Annotated in this window: 10 protein-coding genes; 7 read left to right on the top strand and 3 right to left on the bottom strand. The window is 46.5% G+C overall.

Translation table 11 applies throughout. The features are described 5' to 3' along the window. The first annotated feature begins 177 nt into the window (after window positions 1-177). The 6 genes from Q369_RS0101785 (at window position 178) to Q369_RS0101760 (ending at window position 11,140) form a co-directional block, all read left to right on the top strand. Entirely contained in the window at window positions 178-2,553 is a 2,376-nt protein-coding gene (locus Q369_RS0101785) for an ABC transporter permease (RefSeq protein WP_031525956.1), read from the top strand. A 220-nt stretch (window positions 2,554-2,773) separates the two neighbouring features. Further along, on the top strand, window positions 2,774-5,155 hold the full coding sequence (locus Q369_RS0101780) for an ABC transporter permease (protein ID WP_031525954.1): 2,382 nt from the start codon (window positions 2,774-2,776) through the stop codon (window positions 5,153-5,155). Between the two features lie 211 nt (window positions 5,156-5,366). Further along, the gene (locus Q369_RS0101775) at window positions 5,367-6,866 is read left to right on the top strand and encodes a capsule assembly Wzi family protein (RefSeq protein WP_084165621.1); all 1,500 of its coding nucleotides are present in this window, start codon (window positions 5,367-5,369) and stop codon (window positions 6,864-6,866) included. 213 nt (window positions 6,867-7,079) lie between these two features. Further along, on the top strand, window positions 7,080-9,479 hold the full coding sequence (locus tag Q369_RS0101770; RefSeq protein ID WP_031525951.1) for an ABC transporter permease: 2,400 nt from the start codon (window positions 7,080-7,082) through the stop codon (window positions 9,477-9,479). Window positions 9,480-9,541: 62 nt separating this feature from the next. Continuing rightward, the gene (locus Q369_RS0101765) at window positions 9,542-9,829 is read left to right on the top strand and encodes a hypothetical protein (protein WP_031525949.1); all 288 of its coding nucleotides are present in this window, start codon (window positions 9,542-9,544) and stop codon (window positions 9,827-9,829) included. A gap of 102 nt (window positions 9,830-9,931) precedes the next feature. Further along, window positions 9,932-11,140, top strand: coding sequence for a hypothetical protein (locus Q369_RS0101760; RefSeq protein ID WP_031525948.1), 1,209 nt, complete (start codon window positions 9,932-9,934; stop codon window positions 11,138-11,140). 56 nt (window positions 11,141-11,196) lie between these two features. On the opposite strand, the gene Q369_RS0101755 is transcribed toward Q369_RS0101760, so the two are convergent. From Q369_RS0101755 to Q369_RS0101745, 3 genes are all read right to left on the bottom strand, one after another. After that, window positions 11,197-12,099, bottom strand: coding sequence for a carbohydrate-binding family 9-like protein (locus Q369_RS0101755; RefSeq protein ID WP_229206710.1), 903 nt, complete (start codon window positions 12,097-12,099; stop codon window positions 11,197-11,199). Window positions 12,100-12,180: 81 nt separating this feature from the next. Further along, entirely contained in the window at window positions 12,181-12,654 is a 474-nt protein-coding gene (locus Q369_RS0101750) for a GNAT family N-acetyltransferase (RefSeq protein ID WP_031525944.1), read from the bottom strand. 1 nt (window position 12,655) lies between these two features. Further along, window positions 12,656-13,972 (bottom strand): hypothetical protein, encoded by a 1,317-nt coding sequence (locus Q369_RS0101745; RefSeq protein WP_035332810.1) that lies wholly within the window; start codon window positions 13,970-13,972, stop codon window positions 12,656-12,658. 223 nt (window positions 13,973-14,195) lie between these two features. On the opposite strand from Q369_RS0101745, the gene Q369_RS0101740 reads away from it, so the two are divergent. After that, window positions 14,196-14,765, top strand: coding sequence for an RNA polymerase sigma factor (locus Q369_RS0101740; RefSeq protein WP_031525942.1), 570 nt, complete (start codon window positions 14,196-14,198; stop codon window positions 14,763-14,765). The last annotated feature ends 388 nt before the right edge of the window (window positions 14,766-15,153 follow it).

Genomic DNA, 15,153 nt, shown 5'->3' with positions numbered 1-15,153 from the left:
TCGCCATCACAATCGCATTTATAACTGTCAGTTTTCAAAGCATTAAGGCAGCTTTGACGAACCCGGTGAAGTCGTTGAAGAGTGAGTGAAAGGGAGGTCTTAGGCCAAGACATTAATTAGCTGTTTTGCTAGTACTTGGCATTTACTGAGAATGTTAAACATAAACACACTATGATCATGATCTTAAACTATCTAAAAATTGCATTTCGCAATCTTATTCGCAATAAAACCTATTCTATAATTAATATAGCTGGGCTTGCAACAGGAATCGCAGTGTCTGTTCTAATTCTGCTTTTCGTAATGCATGAACTTAGTTACGACAAATATCATAGTAACTATAAACAGATTTTTAGAGTTGTTCAATCACAAATAATCGGCCAGGAGGAGCTGCAATTTGCTTCATTTCCCTCTGATTTTGCACCAACTCTCAAAGCAAGAAATCCACATATTAAGGATTATGTACGATGGATGTCTCAACACGGCAATGTGGTGATGAAAAATCCTGACAGACCAGAGAGAATGTTTTATGAGAAAGAGATCCTCTTTGCTGATCCATCTCTTCTTCGCATATTTTCTTTTCCCTTAAAAAAAGGCGACATCAATTATGCGCTCAGGAAGCCTAATAGTGTAATTATATCTCGCGAGATGGCGTTGAAATATTTCGCGGATACCGATCCAATAGGCAAAGTGCTTCTGGTAGAGGGAAAACTTGTCTTACAGGTAACTGGCGTCACAGAAGACCTGCCATCTAACTCTTCGTTCCATTTTGACTTTCTGCTACCATTAGAAACATTTCCTGCTTTGAATGGAGTTGATAAATCTAAATGGGCGGCGGGAGGATCTTTTAATATCTATCTTTTACTAAATTCTGAAAACCGTGCAGCCAGTGTTGAAGAAGACATTAACAAGACTTTCAGCAAAACAGCAGGCTCAAATGAACAATTCTCCTATTCGCTGGAAAACCTATCTTTGGTTCACCTGAGTAAAGATCTGAGAAATCCAGGCAAGACGAAACTGGTTTACGTTTTTGCCGGAATAGCGATTCTAATTATCCTTTTAGCAGTAGTTAACTATGTAAGTCTGACTACTGCCCGTGCGACACTACGGGCAAAAGAAGTTGGCGTTAGAAAGTTTATTGGCTCGGGAAGAATTGGTTTAATAAAACAATTTTATATTGAATCATTGCTGTTATGTGTTCTTGCCTTTCTGCTTGCTGGTTTGTTGATCGAGTTTTTTCGCCAGCCGTTTTATCAATTACTTGATTTACGCATTGATATATCGTTTATTCTATCACCGGAATTTCTTGGATTTTTGCTGTTCCTTTTTTGCTTAATAGTCCTGATTGCCGGTGGTTACCCCGCATTAATGATCTCCGGGTTTGCACCGCTCGATATTATTAAAGGGAAGGTTGCCGGCAAGTATAGTGGGGCATCAGTAAGAAAACTATTGACAGTATTTCAGTTCGCAATTTCAACTACACTTATCATTTGTAGCGTGATTGTGAGAAACCAGATTTCTTATATGCAGAACAGAGATTTGGGATTGTACAAGGATCAAGTTTTATCAATTCCTGTTGATCACGACACCATACAGAATCTCTTCGCATTCAAAAATGAGCTAAGTCATTATACGGGCGTACAGAGCGTTTCCATTGCTGATCTAGGACTTTTCCGGAGTTATAACATCTGGTCAATCAAACATTGGCGCACAAAAGAAAAAATCAAATTGTACTACATAGTAACGGACGCTGATTTTGTCAAAACATTAGGTATTAAATGGAAAATGGCACCTGTACCAGGTACATTCACCAGCAGAAAACACGTCTTATTAAACGAAGCGGCTGTCAGCGCATTCGAAATCGAGAAAACACCTCTGGGGAAATCTATTAATGATTTGGATGAAGTTGCAGGTGTTATTCGAGATTTTCAATTCATATCTCCTCGTGACGGTATCAAACCTATGGCTTTGATGATAGAGCCTGATCCATTGAGTTTTGATAAAGAGGCTGGATCAAGAGGAGTACTTTATGCTCGTCTCGACCCCAAAGCAGAAGTAAGTGCTAATATTCAGATCATAAAGCAGCGGTTCGAAAAATATTTTCCCGGAAGACCTTTCGAGTACTACTTCCTTGATGATGCACTTGATCAAACAATTAAAACAGAGGTGAGAATGGGGAAGATGTTCAATATCTTCACCTTACTCGCAATTTTCATTGCTTCTATCGGATTGTTCGGTTTAGTAACCTTTGCGGCCGAAGTACGTACCAGGGAAATTGGGATCAGGAAAGTGCTAGGTGCTTCCGTGGGAAGGATTGTTGCTTTAATCTCTCAGGATTTTGCCAGATTGATAATGATTTCAACTGTCGGTGCTATCCCCTTCGCCTGGTACTTCATGAACAAATGGTTACAGGATTTCCAGTACCGGATCAAAATAAGTTGGTGGAGGTTCGCGGCCGGCGCAGCCCTCGCCATCACAATCGCATTTATAACTGTCAGTTTTCAAAGCATTAAGGCAGCTTTGACGAACCCGGTGAAGTCGTTGAAGAGTGAGTGAAAGGGAGGAAGGAGGGAGGGAGGATGGAGAGGGAAGTTTTTTATCCTCTCTTTCCTTCTTACCGAACAAAAACGTCCGAATGTGAACAGTAGTTTCTATGTATTCAATTTGTAATAATTGAATATTAGACTATTCGATAGTAAATCCTTAGTGGCGCATAATTTGTACAACAGCTAACAGCTAACAGCTAACAGCTAAAGTCCCCTCAATCCCGATACCTATGTTAAAAAACTATCTCAAAATCGCCTTTCGTAACCTTTGGAAGCATAAGGTTTTTTCCTTTATCAATGTAATGGGACTGACTGTCGGGATGTCGGCTTGCTTCCTGATTTTTCTGTATGTCAGCTTCGAGCTGAATTATGATGCGTTCCATAGTAAAGGAGACCGTATTTACAGGTTGGTTACGGACATCAAAACGCCTTCTGAAACCATTAACACGAGCTCTACCTCGTGGGCATTTGCGCCTGCGATCGCTGCGGATCTTCCCGAAGTGGAAGCTTTTACGCGGGTGAGTGGCGGCAGTTTTTTGGTCAGGAAAGGCGACATTAAGTTTCAGGAAGAGAATACAGCCTTCGCTGATTCCAGCTTTTTTCATGTTTTTGATTTTAAACTATTAAAAGGAAACCCAAAAACTGCCTTGAAGAACCAGCTGAGCCTGGTGCTGAGCGAAAAAGCGGTGAAAAAGTACTTCGGCAATGCAGACCCGATCGGACAAACGCTCCTGCTTTCGGGCGAGGGGCTGCCTGCCGTGGTAACAGGCGTTTTGCAGGATATTCCCGAAAACTCACAAATCAAGGCGGATATGCTCATTTCCATGTCCACGCAAACACAGCGGTTTAGCAAAGACCTGGACGAGCAATGGGGCAATTTCGGCGCGACTACCTACCTGCTGCTCAAACCCGGAACTACCGGGGCTGCATTAGAAAAGAAGCTTCCCGCTTTTTTAAAGAAAAGGGCCGGTAAGCTGATGGACCAAATGCAAATGCATTACACCCTTTTTCTCGAACCGCTGAGAAACGTATACCTGCATTCGACGCGTGGCGGCCAGGAGACGGGGAGTATGAATAATGTGTACATATTTGCGGCAGTTGCAATCTTTATCCTGCTGATAGCCTGCATCAATTTTATCAATCTCACCACTGCACGTTCTGTCGAGCGGGCGAAAGAAGTGGGCATCCGCAAAGTAGTGGGGGCGCCAAAATCATTGGTAGCGCGGCAATTTATCAGTGAATCGGTGTTGCTTTGTCTGATTGCATTTGTTTTATCAATGCTCCTGTCGGCTGCGTTGATGCCTTTGTTCAATACGCTCGCAGGAAAGATTATCAGCGAAGGGATTTTCAGTAATCTTTCCTATGTGCTGATCATGTTTGTGGCTGCATTGTGCATTGGGGTACTGGCGGGAATATATCCGGCGCTGGTTCTTTCGTCCTTTGAGCCGGTGGTTGTTTTAAAAGGGCGGTTTACGACAAGTGTGAAAGGTATTTTGTTGAGAAAAGGATTGGTAACCGTACAGTTTGCGATTTCAATTGCGCTGATTATCTCAACGATCGTGGTTTATACACAAATGAACTACATGCGTAACCGCGACCTTGGTTTCGCCAAAGACCAGATGCTGATCGTCAACTCTCAGGGTGACCCTAAAAAAGAAGCATTCCGTCAGTCACTGGCCAATCTTGCGGGCGTAAAATCGACTACCATTTCGTCCAGCGTACCCGGCAGTGGTAACCCAGGTGCCTATTCGGAAATTGAAAATAAAAGCGGCGATCTGCAGATAGCCAACCTGGATCTGTACTTCGTAGATTTCGACTATATCCCGCATTTCGGCCTTAAAATGGCGGCGGGCCGCCCGTTTGCAAAGGAATTTGGAACAGACACAACACAGGCGATGGTACTAAACGAAGCCGCTGTCAAGCTTTTTGGTTACAGCTCGCCGGAGGAGGCGATTGGCCGTCGGTTCAAGCAGTGGGGCAGGGAAGGCAAGATTGTGGGAGTTGTTAAAGATTTTCATTTTCGTTCGCTGCAGGAAACGATCAAGCCGCTCTCCATGCGCATTGAACCCAATGGAACCGAGCTGATTTCTGTTAAAATGGAAGGTAAGGATGTGAAAACCGTGCTCGCGGCAGTAGAGGAAAAATGGAAACAGATCATACCGGAGCGACCATTCAGCTACTATTTTATGGATGAATTCTTTGACCGGCAGTATCGGGCAGAAGAGCGTTTCGAGAAGCTGTTTTTCAACTTCGCGATCCTTGCTATTTTCATTTCCTGTCTGGGATTACTTGGACTTGCTTCTTACAGTACCATGCAGCGTACCAAAGAAATCGGCGTACGGAAAGTAATGGGCGCATCGATCGGCAGCATTGTGGGACTGCTTTCCAGGGATTTCCTGAAACTGGTATTCATCGCATTTATCATCGCCTCGCCGGTAGCTTACTACGCGATGTACAAGTGGCTTGAAAACTTTGCATACAAAACCGATATCTACTGGTGGATATTCGTACTAGCCGGCATTCTCTCCACCGCCATCGCCTTCCTGACCGTCAGCTTCCAGAGTATCCGGGCCGCAGTCATGAATCCGGTCAGGTCGCTTCGGAGTGAGTAATTTTTTAGGGGAGGAAAGGGAGGATGGAGGAAGGGGAGGATGGAGCAAGCTTCCTTCGTCCCTTCGTCCCTTTCCTCCCCTTCTTCCCCTTCTTCCCCTTCCTCCCTTTCCTCCTTAAAACTTCAAGGAGTAATTCCGCCTTTTTGGGTGTTGGCGCATAGATATACATGGCAAGCTCTTATCTTGCAGTACATTACTTCATCTAGCTAAGATGCCTCTGCCCAGAATATTTACCATCACTTTCACCGCGATCACATTTCTTTGGTCGGTCTGCTCTTTCGGGCAGAAAAATTCGTTACCAGCTAACCTTTCGGCCAAGGCCGAGCTTGGCGTGATTGCTGCTTCCAACAAAACTACCCCTTTCTGGCTGCGTACCAACCAGTTCGGTGTTATTCCTACCGACGCCCCGGCGGCGCTTGCGTCTGCCGCGGTACGCAGGAACTACGTGTTCTATGATAGTGTGAGCAAGAAGGCACGCAAGTTTGACTGGAGTGCCTCAGTAAACCCGGTACTGGTTTATTCCAAAGCAAACGACGCAAAAGTCCTGCTACCGGAGGCTTACGCCAGTGTGCGGTTTAAAAATGTGGAGTTTTACGCAGGCCGCAGAATGGAATTGATGGGTCTGGGGGATTCTACGATGAGTATGGGTTTTTATTCCGGCTCGGGCAATGCGCTGCCAATCCCCAAAGTACAGATCGGTACCATTGGTTTTACACCTCTGAAATTCACGAAAAACTTCCTCGCCATTCACGCGGGTTTCTCGCACGGCTGGTTTGCCACCAACTACCTTGAAGGTGTGCGTTTGCACCAGAAGTTTATGTACTTCCGGTTCGGAAAGCCGAAATCGAATGTGAAGGTGTATGCCGGTCTTAACCATAACGTGCTCTGGGCCGGCCAAGCCGATTACCTGAAAAACGAGCCGGACCTCGCCAAGGATGGAAAATTCCCTTCTTCATGGAGCCTCTATCCCAATATTGTATTTGCCTATACGCCCAAAAATTGGTACGAAAAAAACGGTTACGGCGCATTTGACAGCTACCGCCTAGGTAACCACCTCGGTAGCTACGATTTCGGGGTGGAAGCAAAGGTGCTCGGTTACAACATGTTTGTATACCACCAGCATCCATTTGAAGATGTATCGAGTATGATTTTTAAAAATGTACCTGACGGACTTTTTGGGGTAAGCTTCAAAACAAGCACTGCATCTGCGGGAAATATGTTCAGGCTAACGCGGCTTACACTGGAATTCCTGACGACCAAGGATCAATCGGGTTCTACATTCTATATCCCGGGCAGCAAATTCCAGGGTGCTGACAATTACCTGAACCACAGCCAATATACACAAGGGTGGTCTTACCAGGGTAATGCCGTGGGTACGCCATTTATTATCCCGGGGAAAGATATGGATCAAAGCAAGCCGAAGAGCGGGCGGTTTTATCCTAATAACAGGGTCAACGTATGGTATGCAGGGGCACAGGCTAATTTAGGCAACAGCTGGCAGTTTGGATTCCGCGGTTCATTCAGCCGCAATTTCGGAACACCCGGAGCCAGCTTTGAGCCTCCGCGCAGTCAATTGTCGCTGCTGGCTTCTGCCGGGTACAAATTGCCCAAGCTAAGAAACACAAGTCTTATAGCGCGCCTGTCGACAGACAGTGGCGAGATTTTCAGGAACAGCACAGGCGGATTCCTGGGTATTTCGCGGATCTGGTAACAGGCCGCATTGTCACTCCAATTTACAATGTTCAAAGGTGGACAAATCTGTCCGCTTTTGAACATTTTTTTTGTTTTATGCTGATGTAAGTATTTGATAGTAAATGCGTTTGGGTGCTTGGCATAAGTTTGTTGCTCAGGGTTATTTACATTGAATCGATTCCGGAATTGCCAATGTAATCACGCGACTGTAAACCCTTTCCCAGCCAGGCAAATGTTAAAAAACTACCTCAAAATCGCGTTTCGGAATATCTGGAAGAACAAGGTTTTTTCTGCAATTAATATTGTTGGTCTGGCCGTGAGTATGGCGGCTTGCATCGTGATTCTGCTGTTTGTTTTCTATGAAAAAAGCTTCGACAAGCAGCACACAAAAAACATTTACCGCCTCGACGAAGTGCAGAAGTTTGAAGGAATGGTGGCACCCCAGAAAGTGGCACTTTCTATGTTCCCGATGGGCCCGACCCTGAAAAACGAATACCCTGAGATCCGCAACTACACCCGCGTCAATGCGAGTACCAACATGATGGTAATGCGGGACCAGAAGAAAGTGGAGCTCCCAAGAATCCTCTGGGCTGATCCAAGCTTTTTCAGCTTGTTTGATTTCGAGCTGCTACAAGGTGAGCGGGAGAATGTGCTTAAAGAGCCTAACACGGTGGTATTATCCCGGGAATACGCAGATAACATTTTTGGAAAAGAAGATCCGATTGGAAAAACGATCACGCATTATGGAAGTGATACCCTTGCCTTGAAGGTGACCGGGATCATGGAAAATGTACCTGCTACTTCCCATTTGCAGTTTGATGCATTGTTTTCGTTCAGTTCCATCACGCGGCCCGACTTTATGGACAACTGGGGCGGTAACTGGCTGGTCACCTATCTTGAACTTGCACCAGGTACCAACGTTGCCAGCCTTGAAAAGAAATTTCCTTCTTTTTTGCACAAGCACATGAAAGGAGGTAACTGGAAGTTCTACGAGCTCTTTTTACAGCCGCTCGCCGAAGTGCATGCAAAGTCCACCGATATCACCCACGATTATATCAACTTCCAGAAATTCGACCAGAAATACACCTATATCTTTTCATTGATCGCGACGATCGTGCTGGTTATCGCTTGTGTGAACTTCATGAACTTATCCACGGCACGCTCTACCGGTCGCGCCAAAGAAGTAGGTATCCGCAAATCCATCGGTGCGCAGCGGCTGCAGCTTTCTGCCCAGTTCATCGGAGAGTCTATCCTGTTGTGTATGATCTCATTGGTGCTCGCTATTCTGATCGTCAAGCTGATCCTTCCGGCAGTGGCGAATTTCAGTCAGCGGAAGCTGGATTTTTCCATTTTTACCAACCTTCGGCTTCTGCTGCTCGTGCTGGCTGGAACCGTGGTTATCGGTATCTTTTCAGGATTGTACCCGGCTGCATTCCTTTCTGCATTCGAGCCGATCAAGGTTTTGAAAGGAACCTTAAGAACAGGGAAAAGTACATTCAGGAGCGCCCTGGTGGTCACGCAGTTTACCAGCGCTGTTTTCCTGATCATCGCCACTGGCTTCGCGGTTCGGCAGCTTCGTTTTATGGTCACCAAAGATCCCGGATTCAAGAAAGAGCAGGTGATTGTGATTCCGCTCGATTCGAAGTCCGGTCCGAAATATGCATCACTTAAACAGGAACTGCTTACCTGTCCGTATGTAGAGTCGGTCACCGGCTCGCAGCAGCGGCTGGGCAACAATTTTCACCAAACCGGCGTGCGGTTCCAGGGTACGGGACCTGTGAAGGAAATCACCTCTTCACAAGTGATTGTGGATCCCGATTACCTGACTTTATACAAGATCAAACTGATTGCAGGGCGAAATTTCACCGATACGCCGGGCGATAATGCAAAAACCTACATCATCAACGAGGCACTTGCCAAAAAGCTGCTGCAGGAAGAGCCCACGCTGACCATGCAGTCCCTGATCGGAAAGCGCTTTGGCTTTGGCGGAATGGATTCACTGTCTACAATTGTGGGTGTAGCGGAAGATTTCAATTTCAATTCCCTTCACCACAAAATAGAAACGCTGTGCCTTTTCAATCAAAAGGACTGGGGCTATTCGGAAATGTCCGTGCGAATAAAAGGTACCCAAAATAAGCAGGCAGTGGCAGCAATCAAGGCGCTATGGACCAAATTGGTACCCGACCAGCCTTTTACCTATTCGTTCCTGGATGAGCATTTTGCCGAGATGTACCGCGCCGACACGCAGGTCAGCAAAATTGTGGGGATACTCGCCGGGCTGGCGATATTCATTTCCTGCCTCGGACTGTTCGGCCTGGCTTCTTACTCTGCCGAGCGGCGCTTCAAGGAAATCGGGGTGCGCAAGGTAATGGGAGCCTCGGTCGCCGGCATTGTAGCACTGCTTTCGGGGGATTTTATCAAGCTGGTCATTGTGTCAATACTGATCGCCACGCCGGAAGCTTGGTGGGCGGTGACTACCTGGCTGCACGATTTTGCATACCGGATCGATCTGGAATGGGGCATATTCCTCGGCGCCGCGGTGCTGGCGGTGCTCGTCGCATTGCTGACGATCAGCTTCCAGAGTATCAAGGCTGCATTGATGAACCCTGTTAAATCGCTGCGTTCGGAATAGCTTTTCCGATGTATTTGTAAATGTTGGTTTGAACCTAAAATGAACATTAATATAACAATCTCATGAGCCACATTGCTATTCCAATCCCACCGCTTCAAGGAAAGCAGGAGATTAAAGTTGAAGTGACGATCAATGGAATTAAACAAAACTTATTTTACCGGGTCGAGCTGTTTTACTGGGAAGATTGCTCCAATCCGGTAGCCCATCGCGCGGACTGCATTAGTGAAATGCTGTCTCACCATGATCCCGAGTGGACGGTGTACTACATAGGCGCTCCGACTGATGAATTTGTACCCATTACGTTTGTCAAAAAAGAAAGCAGAAACCTGTTGAGAGAAGCTATCGCGTAAACACTACTTCTTTCAGTCGCTGAAAATCTTTAATTGCATCGTTGTTGCATTTGTGGTCGCTGAGGCTATCTTTGCATCATTGTTGCATTTAAAGATTTTTTTATGAAAAAGCATTTATTCAAAAGTTTACTGATTATTACTGCGCTGCTGACTGTTACAGCCTGCGATAATGACAAGGAAAAAGAAGTTGAACCCGAGCTGGAAACGGAACACCGTTTTGTCCGGATTTTGGTAAACGACGAGGTTTCAAATGAGATCTCGCTGATCGATCCACAGAAGATGACGGCTGAAAAGTTCACAGCCAGCTTCCCGAAATCTGCATTGTATCGTACGGCTGCGGGTCGTTTCGGAGCTTTGGTCAACGGAGCCAATAATCATGTGCAGCTTTTTGACACCGGTCTGGAAGGCCACGGCGACCATGTGGACGTAAAAGGTACTCCCAAATTTGGCTCCCTGATTGGCGACGGAAACAAGCCGACGCACTTCAAGAGCAAAGGCGACGAGATCATCACTTTCAACGATGGTGACGGGACATTGAGCATTGCCAAGCAGGCCGATTTCCACACAGCCGGCGCAAAAATGAAACTGATCAATGCGGGGAATGTAGCCCATCACGGCGCCATGACCAAGTTTGACAATGGAAATTATGCGATCACAGAAAAGGACGGTTCAGTTGCAGGAAGCTTGCCGGAACGTGTGAAAATCATTGACGCTAGCGGTAAAACGGTACATCCTTCTACCATTCAGACGAAGGGTATCCACGGAAATGCAACGAATGGACAGGTTTCTGTTTTTGGATCGGCAAGCGGAATATTGGTTGTGGAGCAGTCGGGTGCTCAGAAGCTGATCCCGCATCCCGCTGATTTTGGCGACGCTTGGTTTGGCAGCATTTACGAAGCAGGAGGTGTGGGTAAATTCGTAGGCTTCACGGCTGCGAAAGGCGCTTATCTGATTGATGTCAGCAAAGGCGAAGTGAAGCCGGTGCTGGCAAGTGCAGACATTATGCAGGCGAAAATCGACCTGGCAGGAAAGAACCTGGTTGCATTGATGTACAATGGCGATGTAAAGCTGTTTGACCTGGCGTCGGGCGCGGAGAAAGCGAGCGGATCTGTGATTGCTCCGGTAGCACGCGACGAAGTGCAGAAGCCGCAGGTAGAGGCGACAGCCAGATACATTTACATCATACAGCCAAAATCAGGAGAGCTGTTGCAGATCAGTACTGCAAACTTTGCCCGCAAGCAAAGCATGAGAGTGTCGGGAACACCTTACCGGCTCAGCATTCTTGGATTTGAATCCAGTGAAGGCCATTGATATTTGTGCATTCTGCCGTGGTGTAACAGCCCCGGCAGAATGCATTTATCCTAAACTCATTTCCTGCCGGTTTTCCGTCTTTTTGCCTTGCTTACCGGCCGGGCGTTGAAGTGCAGCTTTCCCCAATATTCGGGATAATGCATATTGATAATTCCCTGCGGCGACCACACCCAGTTATATTCCGGTATAATCTTCTTTGTCTCCGCATCACGCTTTCTGGCATATTTTCCATCGCTGTCCACTTCATGCTGCCAGTTTACCCGCGAAAAGTTAACGCGCCACTCAGACCCGTTTTCAGGAATCACAGCCGCTACATCGCTAGTGGACAATCCTTTGAACGGTATGGCAATTTCGACAGTCCACTGCTTATCACGGTCCGTTGCATTGTTGATTGTTCCTTCGATGGACACGGCCGTTTGTAGCCCTTCAATATCCCACTTGATATCTGCTTTTCCGCCGTTCCGGTAGGTTTTGGCGAGGAAAAGATCAAATATATTGTTGAGGGCATTCACTTCCAGCTCATAGTAGTTCTCGGTATCTCCATCGGGATCAATGAAAACTTCGAAATCATTTTCAAAATAAACGATCTGGTCTTTCCGGTTTTGGTAAGCCCAGATATGCTCTTCCTCGATCACGGCCGCGATGTAGAGGTAATCTTTGTCCCAAAGCATTTTGGCCCGCGTTTGCTGCAAAGGTTTTGGCTTTTTATTCCCTTCTATATCTTCGAAAAGCGAAGTCCAAGCGGCTTTTTTCCAGGAACTCTCATTGAGCTTGCCATCGATTACGAGTCGCTTGTCAGGCTGGTAGCATTCGTAGCTTTTTGGCTGCGCAGGAGCCTGCGCGAGATTTTCCTGGAAAAATCCCGGTAGTAACGAGGTGAAAAACGGCAGGCAGGTTTTGGATAAAGTCGCAGCAAGCCTGGTTCTGCGTTGTGGAAAGAATAGATGATAATATTTCAAGACTGGTCGATCAGGAATGTACAAAGCTTTGAATATAGTCCCAACCAGCCAGATTTGAAATATAAGTAACCGGGCTTCTGCTCACAGTTTTTTCTCAAAATAGAGTATCCCTTCGTGGGGATTATAGTTGTAAGGCGTCGTCGCGACAAACCCGAAAGACTGGTACAATTTAACAGCCGCCGGCATTTTAGGCCCAAGTGTGTCGAGCTTGATGGTGTGGTATCCCAGTGCCTCTGCTTTTTTGATCAATGCACCTAAAAGTGCTTTTCCAATGCCCATGCCCTGGAAGCCGGGTTTGATGTACATTCTTTTCACTTCACATGTGTGATCGTTTTCTATCCTCCGCAAACCTGCCACCCCGATCGTCTGACTGTTGGCTTCCACCAGGAACAGGGCGCCGGTGGGCTCCCCGTACATTTCCGGGAGAATGGTCAGTTCATTATCAAAACTTTGAAAGGATAAGGTGAAATCGAGTGAGTCGGCGTATTCGCGGAACATGGCCGCGCCTGTCTGGTATTCGAATTTTGTACTAGCTTGTTTAATGATATAATCCATACTATTTCGTTTTTTCTGAAAGTCTTCCCGCGCGCATCTGGTTGCTGAGTAAAGTCTGGAACAACTTCCAGCGGAGCTCCGGCGCATCGGCGGTGCCGCCTCGGGATTCAATGTAATTTTTGACAAGATCCTGCCCGTAATTATAGTTGATCACGTAGCTTCTGTATTTCCGGATAAAGCGGATATAGTCTGTCGCACCTTTCGGCGGGAGCAAACAATAAGCTTCCAGCCAGCGCTGTGCCTCTTTTTCATCCATCTTGCCACCCAGTAAGCCGCGCGCTACCTCGTTTCTTGCGTAGCCCAGCTGTGATTTGAGCGACAATGCATTGAAATAGGCACTTGTGCCCACGGTATCCAGACCCGCCACTGGTAACAGCACGCTTTTGCAGAATTGCTCCTGCTCTTTGCCCGGAAATGCAATGGAGATCCCATAATTCGCGCTGCCTTCTGCAATGAGCGACTGCGGACTGAACAGCGGATAAAGCGACACTTCAATCCAGCCTTTGTCGCGGAAAAGATTTTTTTCAAGCAATGCATTGTACACGTGGTGGCCCGGGTAACCTTCGTGGCAGGCCAGGTCTATCGCGCGTTCAATAAAGATCGGCTGGCTGACATTGATCTGGATCAGGCTGTGGTAATTGCCTTTGTACCAGTTGTAGCCCGACCAGGGTTTGTCAGTAACATATTCCAGCTCAAAGGTTTCATTTTCGGGTAATTTGTAATGCGATAATGTTCTCCTGCGCGCCTCGGCAATGGCGGTCTGAAAAACGGTGTCAATTTTGTCTTTTGGAATAAGAAATCGGCCGGCCGTTTTTTGGTACCGCTCCTGGATACTGCCTTTTCCGGGGAGTACGTGATCAAGTTTGGAGATCAAATCCTGGAAATGCTTTTCATCATAAACCGGCGCAACAGCATCGAAAAGCTCTTTTGACTCGGTGTCAAATGGGACGAAGTCTTTGGTGAACACTTTGATCCGCCGCTCAAAGGCGGTTAGCTGGTAAGTCAGCCAGTCTGCGCGCGCAGCGATCGTGTCATTGGAGGTGCCTTTCTTTAATGTCTGCAACTGCTCTTTCAATGCAGCTACTTTGGACAAAAATGCCGCTTTTGGAAAACTGTCAGATGTGCTTTCCGCCGACCTTAACGAATCCGGTCCATAATATGCATCCACGAAATCACTATCATAAGCACCGATCAAAAGCCCAAGTCTGACATATTCATTTCCTATTGCATTGAGCTTGATCCTATCGTCCTCATTGTCAGTAGGAGAGGAGCACCCTAAAAGTATAACTGACAGAAGGAAAAGAATGCATTTGGTCATAGCACTTACGGCTTAGTGGTTACTTGTACCAAGATAGGGATTTCGGTGAATGTGAGAAAATTGTGGAAGCACTTTGGGCACGCTGTGCACCTCAAATTCAACATACCCCAAAATGTGCCGGATTTTCCCAGTTTTGTCCGGGTCAAAATGCTGGAATAGAATTGATATTGTTTTCCCTGATTCCAAAATATTGTGAACCCTACAAATAAGACACAACGCTGACATGGGCAAAAAGGCGCTATATGCAGAACAAGAATTGGTAGTTCTGCTCAAGGACAACAATCCGAGCGGGTTCGACTATCTATATGAAAACTACTCAGCCCCATTGTACGGCATTGTGCTGAAAATCGTCAAAAGCGAGGATAATGCAGCCGACGTATTGCAGGATACGTTCCTGAAAATTTGGAAGAATATCGGCAGTTATCAGCCCGAAAAAGGTACCCTGTTTACCTGGATCCTGAACGTGGCCCGCAATACAGCTATCGACAAGTTACGCGGGGAAGTGAAGCTGGCAAGGATGATCAAGTTGCATGCTGTTCCGGAGCACGAATTAAACTCCAAACTGGCTTTCTATCCTGCTGCTGCTAATTTTGATATCAAACAGCTGGTTGATAACCTGCTGCCCGAGCGGAGAACCCTGATTGACCTGGTGTATTTTCAAGGTTATACGCACGAAGAAGCTTCGGAGTACCTATGCCTGCCGCTCGGCACGGTTAAGTCGCGGGTCCGCAAGGCACTGCAAGACTTGCGCGGCGTGTTCGCATTGCGTGAGTTGAGCTTGTACGCAAACTAGAAAATCAAAATTCTTTATAGCTAAAATGCATTAAACCTGGAATTTAGGTTGTGTATTCTCGGATAATGGCGTGTAAAACTTGTAGAACCCGAGTTTTTTCGAAAAATAAAATTGTCGAAATTCTTCAGTGCAGCTGCCCATTTTGCCCAAGCCGTTTTGAGAAATTGCTTCACTTTCCATTTAGCGTAAAGTTGAAAATGTGCGTTGAATGGCAGGCAGTTTCATTCCGTTGCGCTTGGAAGTAATTGTACTTTCAATCATCCGCCTTGTTCCTGCTTATTGTCGCCAAATGCGACTACCTTAATGCAGGCTCAAACTCTGCAACCCGTTTTCATTCCGAAAATTACCTCTACCCGTACGTTGCGATTGCAGCGCCAGCTGTGGTGCG

It is taken from the genome of Dyadobacter crusticola DSM 16708 (assembly GCF_000701505.1).
Taxonomy (GTDB): Bacteria; Bacteroidota; Bacteroidia; order Cytophagales; family Spirosomataceae; genus Dyadobacter; species Dyadobacter crusticola.
Note: the sequence above shows the minus strand (reverse complement) of the source record. Positions and strands in the feature narration are given on the sequence as shown.